Raw genomic sequence first — 14,244 nt, forward strand, 5'->3', positions numbered from 1 at the left:
TTGAGTGAGAACAGTTCCTTATTGGAGCTGTTTTTTTATTTTTACACGGTAAGATATTTATAATCATTAAAAATAATATCAATCATCACCATATGAAAAAAATAACCTATCTCACTTTATCTCTATTGTCAACCTTTACTTTCGCACAGGAAGTATCTCAGGAGAGAATAAAAACAGTTATCTCAACCCTTGCTTCCGATGAAATGAAAGGACGCGAAATAGGAACTCCTGAAAATGATAATGCAGCAAATTATATTGCGAATCTTTTCAAAGAAAATAAACTGGAATATTGCACAGGTAACTCCTACCTGATTCCTTTTGACTACAATGGAAAAACCGCTTACAATGTATGTGGTATGAAAAAAGGTAAATCGAATAAATTTCTAGGATTTTCAGGTCATTTCGATCATATCGGAACCAGTAACAAAAAAGGAGATAATATCTATAACGGAGCAGATGACGATGCCAGCGGAATTACAACTTTAGTAGGTATTGCAGACTATTTCAAAAATAAGAATCCTGAGTTTTCAATGGTCTTCATGGCTTTCAATGGAGAAGAAAAAGGGATGTTAGGGTCAAAAGCTATTTCTACAGATCAGAATCTTGATCCTATTTACCAAACTATGACTGCCCTTTTCAATTTTGAAATGGTGGCTACAGAATCCCAATGGGGGAAAAATGCATTGTATATGACAGGCGACGGATTTTCAGATCTTGATGAACTGTTCAATAAATATGCTGTAAACGGATTAAAAATAAATGCGGATCCATATGCCAAACAACAGCTTTTTTACCGTTCAGATAATGTAAGCTTTGTAAAAAAGAAAATTATTGCACATTCTTTTTCAACGGTTGATATGTCAAAAGCAACCCATTATCATCATGAAAATGACGATATGAATATTGTTGACGTGAACAATATGACACAGATTATCAATAATTTTGGAAAAACATTAGAAAAACTGACTCCTAAAAATTTTGATCCTCAATATAATGATAAGGTCAAATTTTAAAATCTTCTCAACATATTTTAATTGCCACGAATGCACAAATAAAAAAACAGTGCATTCGTGGCTAAAAAACGCAAGAAACATCTAAAACAGAAGGGTTTCAACATTTTTTCCCTGAGCTTTCTTCCACTTTCCTACTTCATACTTTTGCACAAAACTATTCTTCATAATAGGCATCTCACATTTCAATACAGAATGCGGATTTTGATATTATACATTTAAAATTCAGTCATTTGTAACAAATAGCTCTATTTTGAAACATATCCATTAAAGTAAAAGAAGATTAAGAACGTCTTATCTTTTAATTTTGCGTAATTTTGCTATCCAATTTTTTCATTGAATGAACGAGTATAAAAAAATTCTGAGGTTCGCGAGACCCCACCAAAAATATATTTACGGAAGTTTATTTTTCAATATTCTGTATTCCGTTTTTCAGATTGCTTCCTTAGGAACTATTCTACCGGTTTTGGGAATGCTTTTTGGCACTATACAATCTGAAAAACAAGATGCAGCACCCGTTTATTCCGGTGAAATCATAGACTTTTTCTCTTATGCAAAGCAATATTCCACTTATTATATACAGTCTTTAGTTTCTGAATACGGTTCTCTGAAAGTTCTTGCCTGGTTGTGTATCATTACAGCCTTTATGTTTCTTTTAAGAAATGTTTTCAGATATTTAGGAGCATTACTTTTGATCAATTACCGTGTAGGAGTTACCAAAGATCTGCGTGGTGCCATGTACAGAAAAATATTATCGTTACCCGTTTCTTTTTTTACTGAAAGCAGAAAGGGAGATATGATGTCCCGTATGTCTAATGATGTGGGGGAAGTTGAAGGAAGTATTCTGGGCAGTTTAGTTGAGCTAATCAACGCCCCTTTTATGTTGATCAGTACTTTGATCTCATTATTTATTGTAAGCCCGGAAATGACGCTTTTCTCTTTATTGGTACTGCCTGTAATGGGAACGATGATCGCATTAATTGGAAAAAGTCTTAAAAAGGATTCTCATGAAGCACAGCATGAATTGGGAACAATCTTCTCTATCGTAGACGAAACGTTGAAATCTTCAAAGGTTATTAAAATATTTAATGCAGAAAAGATCATGGATAGCCGTTTTATGCAATCTATGAACAGATGGATCTCAAGCTCAATGAGTTTGGGAAGAAAGAAAGAATTAGCGTCGCCAATGAGTGAATTTCTAGGTTCCATTACCTTTTTGATCATCGCATGGTATGGTGGAAAACAGATTATTGTAGACCAAAGTTTATCGCCTGCAGGTTTCTTGGTGTTCTTAGGAATGTTCTTCCAGATCTTACCACCGGCAAAGACGTTATCTTCATCTATTTCTAATGTACAAAAAGGAGAGGCTTCTCTGAAAAGAGTATTGGAAATCCTTGATGCAGATGTTAAAATCGAAGAAATTGCAGAACCGGTTTCTATTTCTACCCTTCAAAATACTATTGAATTCAAGAACATTGGATTCTACTATGATAAAGCCAATCTGATCCTTAAAAACTTCAATCTTACGATTCCAAAAGGAAAAACAGTTGCTTTAGTAGGGCAAAGTGGAAGTGGTAAAACAACTATTGCCAATCTTTTAGCCAGATTCTATGATGTTTCTGAAGGAGAAATCTTAATTGACGGAACAAATATTAAACATTTAAAACTACAGGAATACCGCCAGCTTCTGGGAATGGTTACTCAGGAATCCGTATTATTCAATGATTCTGTTTATAACAACATTCTGATGGGGAAACCTGATGCAACCAGAGAAGAAGTAATTGCAGCCGCTAAAATTGCTAATGCAGATACTTTCATCACTGGTCTTTCTGAAGGCTATGATACCAATATCGGAGACGACGGAAATAAGCTTTCCGGAGGTCAGAAGCAAAGAGTTTCCATTGCAAGAGCTGTATTGAAAAATCCACCGATCATGATTCTTGATGAAGCAACTTCAGCTTTGGATACAGAATCCGAAAGATTCGTTCAGGATGCCCTTGAAAAGATGATGGAAAACAGAACTTCTCTTGTTATCGCCCACAGACTTTCAACCATTCAAAAAGCAGACTGGATTGTAGTAATGGAAAAAGGAACCATTGTAGAACAAGGAACCCACCATGATCTTATTGCCAGAAAAGGGATGTACAACAAGCTTGTTGAATTACAGAACTTTGACTAAAACATTCTAATCAATTTCAAAATGAATCCCATACAAGAGTATTTCTACAGAATCGAAGAGCCTGATAGAAGTACTCTTCTTTTTTTAAGAGAAACCATTCTCGCTTCAGATCCTGAAAATATTACAGAAACTTTCAGCTTCGGTCTTCCCTTTATCAAGTATAAAAAGAAAATGCTGTGCTATTTTTACTATAGCAAAAAGTATAAAAAACACTACCTCAGTTTTTATCATGGTGATAAGCTTGATTATCCGGAACTTACGCAGGATGGGAGAAAGAAATTTAAGATTCTTTTAATTGATGCCGAAGATGATTTGCCGGTAGAGTTCATCCTAAACTTATTAGACGAAATAAAGCAGTATATTAAAGCTTAAATAACCATTAGAAGGGTTGATATAAAACGGAGATGATCTTCGTTTTTTATTAGTGATATTCGTTTCATCAGTATTTAAAAACAAAAAAGACCGCTCTTCTCAGAACAGTCTTTAGTATGATGATTATAATCTTAATCTTTTAATTTAGCGATCACATCCAAACCACCTTTGGTAATGTCGCCTATCTTACAGATGATTTCCGTGTCTAAAGGCAGAAAAACGTCCATTCTTGACCCGAACTTGATAAATCCGAACTCATGTCCCGCACTTGCCTTATCACCTTCATTACAATAGAATACAATCCTTCTTGCTACATACCCTGCAATCTGTCTGAATACCACCTTATGGTTTGTTCCAGTTTCTACAGCTACTGTTGTTCTTTCATTCTCTGTAGAAGATTTTTCATGCCATGCTACCAGATATTTCCCAGGATGATACTTTTTGTAAATTACTTTTCCGGTAACCGGATATCTACAAATGTGTACATTCAGAGGAGACATGAAGATAGAAACCTGAATTGCCTTTCCTTTTAGGAATTCATTTTCTTCCACTTCCTTGATCATTACTACTTTTCCGTCAACCGGAGCTATTACATTTTCTTTGTGGTCAAGAATAGTACGGTTCGGAACTCTGAAGAACCAGAATACCAGACAGTAAATTACCAACAAAGGCATGATGATCAATAATGACCATATTTTAAGGAAATAGATGGCTAAAGCTCCCAATACCAGAAACAGTATCGTTGCTACCGTAATCGTTCCTTTTGATTCTCTATGCAATTTCATGAGACTAAATAAATTTTTCTAAAATAAAGTACAAATATACGACAGGAACGCAGATAATAAAACTATCCAGCCTATCTAATACTCCTCCGTGCCCCGGAATGATGTTTCCACTGTCTTTTACACCGAAGTTTCTCTTCAATTGGCTTTCTACCAAATCCCCTAGTGGAGCAAAAGCAGCCACTAAAAAACCTACTACCATCCAGTTCGCACGAAGCTCAGGCTGGTAATGTTCTATGAAATAGGATAAAACTAATGTTAAAACAACACCTCCGGCATATCCTTCCCATGTTTTTTTAGGTGAAATTTTAGGAGCCATTTTATGTTTACCGAAGAACTTTCCTACCAAATATGCAAAAGTATCACTACTCCAAATCAGGATGAACAGGAAAAGTACTTCCAGTGAAAAAGTATGTTCATAACTTGAGAACTTGGGCAGCCCCAAAGCAAAACTAAAAGGTAGAGCCACATAAATGACCGTAAAGATCAGTTTTCCGCTGTCGTAGTATAATTCGTTCGGAAACTTAAATAAGGTCACTACGGCAATCGCAATCAATCCCAGTGCTAATATTTCGCTCAATCTGAAATCAAAAAAGAAATCGTGGTGGAAGTATCTTTTGGAAAAAATATAAAAGATGAAAATAACTAATGGGTAAACAACCCACTTTTCATATCCTTTCCCAAATTTCATTATTTTAATGCATTCCCATGTACCTACAACCAACAAAAGGCTTATCAATCCGTGGTAAAGATACTGTTGTTGAATAAGATCAGGAAAAACACTATTGATAAGTTGCGCTCCCAATGGAGTCGTACAAAGAATGATAATGGCTACATAAACGAGACCTGAAATGGTTCTTTGAATGAGGTTTTTGTCCAAAATTTAAAATTTAAATGTGGGTGCTTAATCTTCAAGCAGCAATAAAAACAGTTTTGTATTGGAATTTGAAGAACTGTCCATTTTAGACTGGCTTCCGCTGATAGAAGTAAGGTTCTTGATATTTCCGTTTCTTTTTATTTTCCCCATGGCATCATTCAGGTTGTTTACAATCTGTGAAACATTGGCTATGATGATAATTTTCTCAGGTAGCCTTGAGGAATGATAATGAAGGATATTATTGTGAGACAGCATAATTCTTCCGTCATATGCAATCAGGTATTCACATGTGATAAATGCGGCATCGTTGGATGCCTGCAGTTCTAAAGTATAAGGAGACTTCACTACATTTAAGAAATTCTGAAGTTCTTTATCCCAACAGAATAAGTTATGAATACCTTCTATTTTGATAATTTGATTTAAAGTTTGTAGAGCTTCCGCTTCATCTGCACAATAATTAAAAAATCCCCCCGAATGCGTAAATAATTGCGCAAACTTATAGTCGAGATCCGCATTTTTCAGCGAGTCCCCTAGCTTCTCCAGGCTCTGTTTTTCTTCTTCCTCAGGCTGGTTGGTAAGTTTGCTTACAATCCTCTTGAATAAATTCAACTTAATCTATTTTTAGTCAACTTTATACAAAAATAGAAAATAAATTACAATAGATTTCAAAATATCTCCTTAAATATGAAAAAACCTGACAATTTTAAAGTTGTCAGGTTTTATATATCCAATTTTTAAAGGAACTTAAAGCTGCGTTGGGCTTTCTGGAGCCTGTATTTCGCTTTCTTCCTCTTTTTCTTTGATCTGAGGTGTTTCCAATACTTCCGGTTGTTCTTTTTCAGGAATTGTATTAGTTACCGGTTTCTCTGTCAATTCAGGATCCCAAGCTCTTTTACCGAAGATTTCTTCTAAGTCTTCACGGAAGATCACTTCTTTTTCTAAAAGCTTACTTGCAAGAGCATCCAGCTTGTCTTTGTTTTCTGCAAGAATTCTGATCGCTCTCTCGTATTGGTTTTCAATAATCGATTTGATCTCTGCATCAATCTTAGTTGCCGTTTCTTCAGAATAAGGTTTACCAAAATTATATTCAGACTGTCCTGAACTGTCATAGTAAGAAATGTTACCGATATTCGGGCTTAATCCGTAGATCGTTACCATTGCCTGTGCTCTTTTCGTTACAGTTTCCAAGTCAGAAAGTGCTCCTGTTGAAATATTGTTGAAGATCACCTGCTCAGCAGCTCTACCTCCTAATGTAGCACACATTTCGTCTAACATTTGCTCAGTAGTTGTAAGCTGTCTTTCTTCCGGAAGATACCAAGCTGCTCCTAAAGAACGTCCTCTCGGAACAATTGTTACTTTTAACAGTGGTGAAGCATGTTCTACCAACCATGAAATAGTTGCGTGACCCGCTTCGTGATAAGCTACTCTTCTTTTTTCAGAAGGTTTGATCGCTTTATTCTTCTTCTCAAGACCACCGATGATTCTGTCTACAGCATCAAGGAAATCCTGTTTTGTTACTGAAGTATGATTATTTCTTGCTGCGATAAGTGCTGCTTCGTTACAAACGTTGGCAATATCTGCTCCACTGAAACCAGGAGTTTGCTTAGCAAGGAATTCTCTGTCTACATTATCATCAAGCTTGATTTTCTTCAAATGAACATCAAAGATCTGTCTTCTTTCATGAAGCTCCGGAAGGTCTACATAGATAGAACGGTCAAAACGTCCTGCTCTCATCAAAGCTTTATCAAGGATATCAGCTCTGTTCGTTGCAGCCATTACGATTACGTTTGTATCTGTTCCGAAACCATCCATTTCAGTAAGAAGCTGGTTCAATGTATTCTCTCTTTCGTCGTTTCCGCCTGAAAAATTATTTTTTCCTCTTGCACGTCCGATAGCATCAATTTCATCGATGAAGATAATCGCTGGAGATTTAGCTTTAGCCTGAGCAAAGAGATCTCTTACTCTTGAAGCTCCTACCCCAACAAACATTTCTACGAAATCTGAACCTGAAAGTGAGAAGAAAGGAACTTTAGCTTCTCCTGCAACAGCTTTTGCCAATAGGGTTTTACCTGTTCCCGGAGGACCTACCAATAATACTCCTTTAGGAATTTTACCTCCTAATTTTGTATATTTTTCAGAGTTCTTCAAAAAGTCTACGACTTCCTGAACTTCTTCTTTAGCTCCTTCTAATCCTGCCACATCTTTAAATGTCACCTGGATTCTTTCTTTTTCGTCGAAAAGCTTAGCTTTAGATTTCCCGATTGAGAAGATCTGTCCACCAGGACCTCCGCCTCCACCCATCTTTCTGAAAAGAAGGAAGTAGAATAATCCTAAAATAGCAATCCAGATCAATGCTGATATTAAAATATCTGCGAAAGGGCTTTTACCTGCTCCGTAATCTTTAGCTGTTTTAATCGCTGGATCTGTAGCTTTGATCTGTTCAAATTTCTGAAGGAAAAGTTGAAGGTCTCCGAATTTTACAGAATAATCTGCTTTAGGAGCCATTTCAAATGCGGAAAGAGGGTTGTTTTCTTTAGCTGTTTTAGAAACCATTGCTGATTTCGCTTCTTTGGTAAGGAAAACATCAGCTTTCTCTATGTCTTTGTATATAATTATATTTTGGACTTTCCCCGCCTGCATTTCTCTAAAGAAACCATCTTCATCAATAGATTTTGCTACGTCTCCTCCTAAGAAATTGGAGCCAAAATATAGCAAAAGAGCTACGATTACAATAGGAAAGAACCAGTTGAATCCTTTATTATTCATTTATACTTTTTAAAATTTTTATTATTCATTTTCAATTTTGGTAATGACTGCGTCACCCCAAAGCTCTTCTATATCATAGTACTCACGTACATCTTTTTGAAATATATGAACCACTACTGAAACGTAATCTACCAATACCCACATTGCATTTTCCGTACCTTCTACGTGCCAAGGTCTGTCTTTAAGATCGTTTCTCACTTTTTTCTCTACACTTCCAGCTAATGCCGCAACCTGTGTATTCGAGTTACCGCTACATATTACGAACGTTTCCGCCACTGAGTTTTCAATATTAGAAAGATCAAAGATCATAATATCTTCACCTTTTACATCTTGAAGTGCTTCAACGATTTTATCTATTAGTGCTTGTTTTTCTGCTGTTTTATTCATTAAAAAAATACTATAATCTGCAAATTTATTGTTTTTTCTTTACTTTAACCTTACTTTTACTCCCTTAATGTCTTAAAGTTTTCTTAAATGAGTCAACTATTCTCTCTGAAAGAATGTTCTTCTACTAATGACGAAATATCAAAGTTTTTACTTTATGAAAATTCAGATTTTATAGGATTGCATACTTTCAATCAAACAAAAGGTCGTGGTCAGTATGGAAATGTATGGATCCCGACTGCCGGAAAAAACCTGGCATATACGCTGGCAGTGAATACCCAAAACATCCTGTGCTCCGACTTTATATTCAATTATTATACCGCAATTATTGTCCGTGATTTCCTTGCCAATTTGGCTGATAATGACGTAAAGATTAAATGGCCGAATGATATCATCCTTAAAGGTAAAAAAATCGTCGGAATTTTAATTGAAAAGAAAAAAATTAATCAAAATAATTATTTCATCATTGGAACGGGAATCAATATTCTTCAGGAAAAATTCGAAGAGATATCCAACGCAGGTTCACTTCTAACGCAGACAGGTAAGGTATTTGACCTTGAAGATTTTACTTTAAGCTTTCATGAATTTCTTTCTGAAAAAATGAAAAATATTCCGAATGATCAGGAAATCCTTGACAGATTTAATGAACATCTGTTCCGAAAAGATACTATATCTGTTTTCGAGATTGACAAAGAGAGACAAAATGGCATTATCCGAAAGGCAGATGACAAAGGTGAGCTTTGGATCGAGCTGGAAGACGGAATGCATTCTTTTTATCACAAAGAAGTAAAACTTCTTTACTGATTGGCTCTTTTAAGGTAAAGGTAAAGGGTAAGTGGCAGGAATACAAGGTTCGGCAGCCACATTGCCAATGCCGGTGATAAACTTTTATTCTCTGAAACCACTTTTAAAGCCTCAAATGAGAATACGAAAAGGAATGCCAGTGAAATACCTATTGCAAGGTTAATTCCTAACCCTCCTCTCTTCTTCTGAGATGATAATGAAAGTGCCAAGAATGTAAGGATGATGATAGAAACAGGCATAGAAGTCCTCTGATGCAGTTCATTCAGATAAGAGTTCAGGTTACTGTTTCCTCTTGCTTTTTCTCTTTCGATAAACTTCAGAAGTTCCGGAGTGGTTTTATTTTGTCCTAAAAGCTCATTCGGGAAAAGTTCTTCCGGTGCGTGCCCGTAGTTTTTCCTAAGTTCTGCTCCGTTACCCAGTTTTTCTGAATTATCTTTATTAATGGTCTTTTCGTAGTAATTATTTAAGACGAATTGTTTTTTCTCCTGATCCCAGTATACATCACTTGCTTTAAGCTCGTATGTCATTTTTCTACCGTTATCAAATTTTTGATAGACAAAACCTGAGCCTCTTTTTTCCCTTTTATTCCAGGAATCTACAAAGATGTATTCGGTTTTGCTAAGCTGTGAGGATGCGGGAGCGGTTCCTAATATTTTTTCTTTATTGGCTGCATTATAGGTATAAGCTTCCAGTTCATTTTTTTTAATATTCGCCCAAGGGAGTATCATATGATATACCAAAAGCGCCACCAATGCAATTAAAATTGAAGTATATAGATAGGGTTTTGAGAATCTGTGAAAACTGGCTCCACTACTGATAATTGCAACAATTTCAGTATTATTTGCCATTCTTGAGGTGAAATAGATCACGGTAATAAATACAAGAATGGAAAGAAATGTCACTACAAGATTGATGATCCAGAAAGGATAGAAATGAATAAGAAAATACCCAAGATCAAGCTTAGAGTCAAGGGCTTTTGCATTTTCAATCCTTGGAATCTTTTGTTGCACATCGATGACAAGCACCACTATAGACAATAGTACCAGCATGAAACTGAAAGTTCCAAGGTATTTTTTGATAATATATTTGTCTACAATTTTAAGCATACTTTTATTACAGTCTTTGTCTAAGAATTGGTACTACGGAGTTCTTCCACTCATAGAAATCACCTGCAAGGATGTGTTCTCTCGCTACTTTTACCAGATCAAGATAAAAAGCAAGGTTATGGATTGAAGCAATCTGTTTTGCTAAATATTCTTTGGACACAAACAAGTGGCGAAGATACGCTTTTGAATATTCTTTATCTACAAAGCTGGTTCCGAATTCATCCAAAGGCGAGAAGTCACGCTTCCATTTTTCGTTTCTAAGGTTCATTACCCCCTGCCAAGTGAAAAGCATTGCGTTTCTGGCATTTCTGGTAGGCATTACACAATCCATCATATCAATTCCTAATCCGATAGATTCCAGGATATTCCAAGGAGTTCCTACTCCCATTAGATATCTTGGCTTTTCTTTTGGAAGGATATCGGTTACTTCATCGGTAATTCTATACATTTCTTCTTCAGGCTCTCCTACAGAAAGTCCACCAATGGCATTTCCTTCTGCTCCGGCTTCAGAAATCACTTCCGCAGAAATTTTTCTAAGGTCTGAATACGTGGATCCCTGAACGATTGGGAAAAGTCTTTGCTTATGTCCGTAAAGTTCAGGATTATCATTTGTCCATTCAATACATCTCTTCAGCCAACGGTGTGTAAGCTCCATGGATGATTTTGCCTGGTTATAATCACAAGGATAAGGTGTACATTCATCAAAAGCCATGAAAATATCTGCTCCGATCTGTCTTTGGATTTCCATAGATCTTTCGGGAGAAAACATGTGATAGCTTCCGTCGATATGAGACTTGAACCTTGCACCTTCTTCTGTCATTTTCCTGTTACTTGCCAGTGAAAAAACCTGAAAACCTCCTGAATCTGTAAGAATAGGAAGATCCCAATTCATGAATTTATGCAATCCACCGGCATCCTGCATTGTTTCCATTCCGGGACGAAGGTAAAGGTGGTAAGTATTTCCCAGAATAATCTGAGCTTTAATGTCTTCTTTTAATTCTCTCTGATGAACTGTCTTTACACTTGCAACAGTTCCTACAGGCATAAAAATAGGAGTTTGAATCTTTCCGTGATCTGTAGTAATCTCCCCTGCCCTAGCTTTTCCTTCAGAGGTTTTTTCTATATTAAAAAATTTCATCTGTATACTATTTTAATTCACCGCCATCAGCGATCTTTTCGGGAAAACCCGTTTCATCATTTATTTATTGGGCAAAAGGAGAAGCGCCTCCGCTTTGCTTCAATTTTTCCTTTACATATTTTTCTGCTTTCGGATCTTTTTTAAGTAAAATTTCCTGTGCATTATTCGTTATATCATTCATTTTCTCTTTGATAACGTAATACTTGAAACTTTCTGTAAAGTCACTTGGTTTTACGTTATGAGATTTTAAAACGAAACGTGTACCGGCTTCCATATTCTTGTCCTGATATGTAAAAACAGCCTGGTCATTAATCATAAGATCAGCAATTACTTCAGCCATCACATCCTGATCGATCAGGTTTTTAGGTTTATCGATAAAATCGCTGCATGACAACATACTCATCAAAACGAAAATAAAGATCAGTTTTTTCATAGCCTGTTGATTATTGATTTCCACTTCAGGTTTAATACTCCAAAAACAGCTTCATGAATAATTCCACCGTTCATTTTGCTTTCTCCTAAAATTCTGTTGGTAAATATAATAGGAACTTCTACAATTTTGAAGCCTTTTTTATAGGCTCTGAATTTCATTTCAATCTGAAATCCATATCCTTTCAGTTTTACATTATCTAATCCGATCTCTTCCAGTACTTTTCGTGAGAAACAGACAAAACCGGCTGTGGTATCATGGATAGGAAGTCCCAGAATAAATCTCACATATTTTGACGCGAAATAAGACAGCAATACTCTTCCCATAGGCCAGTTGACTACATTTACTCCTTTTGAATAGCGGGAACCAATCGCCATATCGGCATTCAGGCATGCTTCAAAAAGCTTAGGCAGATCATTGGGATTATGAGAAAAGTCGGCATCCATTTCAAAAATATAATCATATTTATTTTCAAGCGCCCACTTAAATCCATGAATATATGCTTTCCCCAAACCATCTTTGATATGTCTTATGGACAGGTGTAAATGATGGGGATATTTTCTTTGTAAGTCTTTTACTAATTCTGCCGTTCCATCCGGAGAAGAGTCATCCACTACTAAAACATGAAAGTCATTCTCCAATGCAAAAACCGCGGAAATAATATTTTCAATATTTTCCTTTTCGTTGTAGGTTGGGATGATGACGAGTTTTTTCATTTCAGTTTGCAAAGATAGTTTATTTAACCTTTTTATTTTATACAAAATAATCTATAATTTTGCAAAAATATTTCTCAGAGATTATATCATTATTTCAGGAAGTTTGTTTATCTGTTTTGAATAGTGTGAAAATCAATGGAGAAATATACTTTAGCATAAATTTCATAGGGAAAGCAATAAAGAAAATCTATGCCAAGTTGTGTTATTTATCGTTAAATAAAAAATTAAAAAATTAAAATTTGCCGTCATCACAAAACTTCATCAATCATGTAAGAATACCTGAGAACAACGATTGGGTAATTTTTATACTAATAGGCTGTATATTTTTATATGTTTTCATGATGAACATTATAGAAAGGGATGCCAGTCTTAAGGATTTTCTGCTTCAAAAGTATTTTGATGCGAGTAATAACCTGCCGAGCTGGATCATTACGTCCTGTGTGATCACGCTTACACTTTCTGTTTTGATTTCACAGTATATTCCTGTAGTTCCAAAATATATTGCAGATTTACAGATTGGAGGATATCAGCTTAACAAGTTTGGTTATACATTATTGGCGGTTATCTTTTTTTATTTAACAAAATCTGCATTAGGATTTTTATTTTACCAAAGTATAGGAGATGGAAAAAAATGGACGATATTTTATTTCACCTCCACAAAGTTTTATTTTATCCTGTCTTTTTTATTAATAATCTTGTGTATAACGCATTATTACTTCCCTGTAGACAGAAATAAAATGTTCCTTTACTATTTCTTCTTCTTTTCTTTTGTATTCATTTTCAAAGTTTTTTTCTATTTATTTCACAAGAACAAGATTCTTCCGGAGAAATGGTATTATAAATTTTTGTATATTTGCACGCTCCAAATCGCACCATTATTACTGCTTTGGAAGTTGTTATTTTTTTAATAAATGTCAAAGATGAGAATAAAGTCTATATTGGTTTCTCAACCAGCGCCTAGTGAGTCTTCTCCATATCTGGATATAGCGAAGAAGGAAAAAATAAAGATTGATTTCCGTCCATTTATCCACGTCGAAGGGGTTGACAATAAAGAGCTCAGAACTCAGAAAATAGATCTGACGCAATATACCGGTATCATTTTTACCAGTAAAAATGCGATTGACCATTACTTCAGGCTTGCAGAAGAGCTGCGTTTTGCAGTTCCGGATACAATGAGATATATCTGCCAGTCGGAAGCAATAGCCAACTACCTTCAAAAGCATATTGTGTACAGGAAAAGAAAAATCAGCTTTGGGGAGAAAAACTTCTCAGACCTGCTTCCTCTGTTCAAAAAGTTTCCAACTGAAAAATACCTGTTGCCATCTTCAGATGTTTTAAGCCCGGATATTGTAAAAACTTTAGATTCTGCGAACGTAGAGTGGACAAGAGCAATCATGTACCGTACCGTTTGTAGTGACCTTACAGATATCAACATTAAAGATTATGACATGTTGATTTTCTTTAGCCCACAAGGAATCAAGTCTTTGCAACAAAACTTCCCGGACTTCAAGCAGGATGAGACAAAAATCGGAGTTTTTGGAAACACCACTCTGGCTGCCGCAGAAGAAGCCGGATTAAAAGTAGATTTGATGGCTCCAACGAAGGAAACGCCTTCTATGACCATGGCTCTTGAAAAATATGTGAAAGCTTTGCATAAATAGCCTTTACAAATACAAAATA

Annotated in this window: 15 protein-coding genes; 6 read left to right on the top strand and 9 right to left on the bottom strand. The window is 35.7% G+C overall.

Annotated features, from left to right (window positions below):
• The first annotated feature begins 92 nt into the window (after nt 1-92).
• From AC5YGG_RS01250 to AC5YGG_RS01260, 3 genes are all read left to right on the top strand, one after another.
• Nucleotides 93-1,013, top strand: a complete 921-nt coding sequence (locus AC5YGG_RS01250; protein WP_496142605.1) for a M28 family peptidase — start codon at nt 93-95, stop codon at nt 1,011-1,013.
• A gap of 337 nt (nt 1,014-1,350) precedes the next feature.
• Nucleotides 1,351-3,189, top strand: a complete 1,839-nt coding sequence (locus tag AC5YGG_RS01255; RefSeq protein WP_496142606.1) for an ABC transporter ATP-binding protein — start codon at nt 1,351-1,353, stop codon at nt 3,187-3,189.
• A 21-nt stretch (nt 3,190-3,210) separates the two neighbouring features.
• The gene (locus AC5YGG_RS01260; protein WP_496142607.1) at nt 3,211-3,561 is read left to right on the top strand and encodes a DUF1801 domain-containing protein; all 351 of its coding nucleotides are present in this window, start codon (nt 3,211-3,213) and stop codon (nt 3,559-3,561) included.
• Nucleotides 3,562-3,692: 131 nt separating this feature from the next.
• On the opposite strand, the gene AC5YGG_RS01265 is transcribed toward AC5YGG_RS01260, so the two are convergent.
• From AC5YGG_RS01265 to rsfS, 5 genes are all read right to left on the bottom strand, one after another.
• Nucleotides 3,693-4,346, bottom strand: a complete 654-nt coding sequence (locus tag AC5YGG_RS01265; protein WP_496142608.1) for a phosphatidylserine decarboxylase family protein — start codon at nt 4,344-4,346, stop codon at nt 3,693-3,695.
• Nucleotides 4,347-4,350: 4 nt separating this feature from the next.
• Nucleotides 4,351-5,223, bottom strand: coding sequence for a phosphatidate cytidylyltransferase (locus AC5YGG_RS01270; protein WP_496142609.1), 873 nt, complete (start codon nt 5,221-5,223; stop codon nt 4,351-4,353).
• 24 nt (nt 5,224-5,247) lie between these two features.
• A complete protein-coding gene (locus tag AC5YGG_RS01275) occupies nt 5,248-5,829 on the bottom strand; it encodes an LUD domain-containing protein (protein ID WP_496142610.1) in 582 nt (193 codons plus the stop codon).
• Between the two features lie 135 nt (nt 5,830-5,964).
• The gene (gene ftsH, locus AC5YGG_RS01280) at nt 5,965-7,986 is read right to left on the bottom strand and encodes an ATP-dependent zinc metalloprotease FtsH (RefSeq protein WP_496142611.1); all 2,022 of its coding nucleotides are present in this window, start codon (nt 7,984-7,986) and stop codon (nt 5,965-5,967) included.
• A gap of 21 nt (nt 7,987-8,007) precedes the next feature.
• Nucleotides 8,008-8,373 carry a ribosome silencing factor gene (gene rsfS / locus AC5YGG_RS01285; protein ID WP_065395761.1) on the bottom strand — a complete coding sequence of 122 codons (366 nt, stop codon included), beginning with the start codon at nt 8,371-8,373 and terminating at the stop codon, nt 8,008-8,010.
• Nucleotides 8,374-8,460: 87 nt separating this feature from the next.
• Here rsfS and AC5YGG_RS01290 point away from each other — a divergent pair, with 87 nt between their 5' ends.
• Nucleotides 8,461-9,174 carry a biotin--[acetyl-CoA-carboxylase] ligase gene (locus AC5YGG_RS01290; RefSeq protein ID WP_496142612.1) on the top strand — a complete coding sequence of 238 codons (714 nt, stop codon included), beginning with the start codon at nt 8,461-8,463 and terminating at the stop codon, nt 9,172-9,174.
• Here the strand turns inward: AC5YGG_RS01290 and AC5YGG_RS01295 are convergent.
• From AC5YGG_RS01295 to AC5YGG_RS01310, 4 genes are all read right to left on the bottom strand, one after another.
• Entirely contained in the window at nt 9,168-10,280 is a 1,113-nt protein-coding gene (locus AC5YGG_RS01295) for an LptF/LptG family permease (RefSeq protein WP_496142613.1), read from the bottom strand. The two genes, AC5YGG_RS01290 and AC5YGG_RS01295, sit on opposite strands and share 7 nt — an antisense overlap.
• Before the next feature lie 7 nt (nt 10,281-10,287).
• Nucleotides 10,288-11,418 (bottom strand): tRNA guanosine(34) transglycosylase Tgt, encoded by a 1,131-nt coding sequence (tgt, locus tag AC5YGG_RS01300; RefSeq protein WP_065395758.1) that lies wholly within the window; start codon nt 11,416-11,418, stop codon nt 10,288-10,290.
• A 64-nt stretch (nt 11,419-11,482) separates the two neighbouring features.
• Nucleotides 11,483-11,851: a DUF4296 domain-containing protein gene (locus AC5YGG_RS01305; protein WP_496142614.1), complete on the bottom strand. Its 369-nt coding sequence runs from the start codon at nt 11,849-11,851 to the stop codon at nt 11,483-11,485.
• Nucleotides 11,848-12,564, bottom strand: coding sequence for a polyprenol monophosphomannose synthase (locus tag AC5YGG_RS01310; RefSeq protein ID WP_496142615.1), 717 nt, complete (start codon nt 12,562-12,564; stop codon nt 11,848-11,850). The genes AC5YGG_RS01305 and AC5YGG_RS01310 overlap by 4 nt, the downstream gene beginning before the upstream one ends.
• A gap of 239 nt (nt 12,565-12,803) precedes the next feature.
• On the opposite strand from AC5YGG_RS01310, the gene AC5YGG_RS01315 reads away from it, so the two are divergent.
• Nucleotides 12,804-13,472: a DUF4271 domain-containing protein gene (locus AC5YGG_RS01315; protein ID WP_496142616.1), complete on the top strand. Its 669-nt coding sequence runs from the start codon at nt 12,804-12,806 to the stop codon at nt 13,470-13,472.
• A 12-nt stretch (nt 13,473-13,484) separates the two neighbouring features.
• Nucleotides 13,485-14,225, top strand: a complete 741-nt coding sequence (locus AC5YGG_RS01320; protein WP_065395995.1) for a uroporphyrinogen-III synthase — start codon at nt 13,485-13,487, stop codon at nt 14,223-14,225.
• Nucleotides 14,226-14,244: the final 19 nt, after the last annotated feature.

Source organism: Chryseobacterium sp. CS2K3 (genome assembly GCF_059515185.1).

Excerpts from the sequence above, each read along its gene's own strand:
- AC5YGG_RS01250 (WP_496142605.1), top strand. The coding sequence starts at position 93 with ATGAAAAAAATAACCTATCTCACTTTATCTCTATTGTCAACCTTTACT.
- AC5YGG_RS01255 (WP_496142606.1), top strand. The coding sequence starts at position 1,351 with ATGAACGAGTATAAAAAAATTCTGAGGTTCGCGAGACCCCACCAAAAA.
- AC5YGG_RS01260 (WP_496142607.1), top strand. The coding sequence starts at position 3,211 with ATGAATCCCATACAAGAGTATTTCTACAGAATCGAAGAGCCTGATAGA.
- AC5YGG_RS01265 (WP_496142608.1), bottom strand. The coding sequence starts at position 4,346 with ATGAAATTGCATAGAGAATCAAAAGGAACGATTACGGTAGCAACGATA.
- ftsH (WP_496142611.1), bottom strand. The coding sequence starts at position 7,986 with ATGAATAATAAAGGATTCAACTGGTTCTTTCCTATTGTAATCGTAGCT.
- rsfS (WP_065395761.1), bottom strand. The coding sequence starts at position 8,373 with ATGAATAAAACAGCAGAAAAACAAGCACTAATAGATAAAATCGTTGAA.
- AC5YGG_RS01290 (WP_496142612.1), top strand. The coding sequence starts at position 8,461 with ATGAGTCAACTATTCTCTCTGAAAGAATGTTCTTCTACTAATGACGAA.
- AC5YGG_RS01295 (WP_496142613.1), bottom strand. The coding sequence starts at position 10,280 with ATGCTTAAAATTGTAGACAAATATATTATCAAAAAATACCTTGGAACT.
- tgt (WP_065395758.1), bottom strand. The coding sequence starts at position 11,418 with ATGAAATTTTTTAATATAGAAAAAACCTCTGAAGGAAAAGCTAGGGCA.
- AC5YGG_RS01305 (WP_496142614.1), bottom strand. The coding sequence starts at position 11,851 with ATGAAAAAACTGATCTTTATTTTCGTTTTGATGAGTATGTTGTCATGC.
- AC5YGG_RS01310 (WP_496142615.1), bottom strand. The coding sequence starts at position 12,564 with ATGAAAAAACTCGTCATCATCCCAACCTACAACGAAAAGGAAAATATT.
- AC5YGG_RS01320 (WP_065395995.1), top strand. The coding sequence starts at position 13,485 with ATGAGAATAAAGTCTATATTGGTTTCTCAACCAGCGCCTAGTGAGTCT.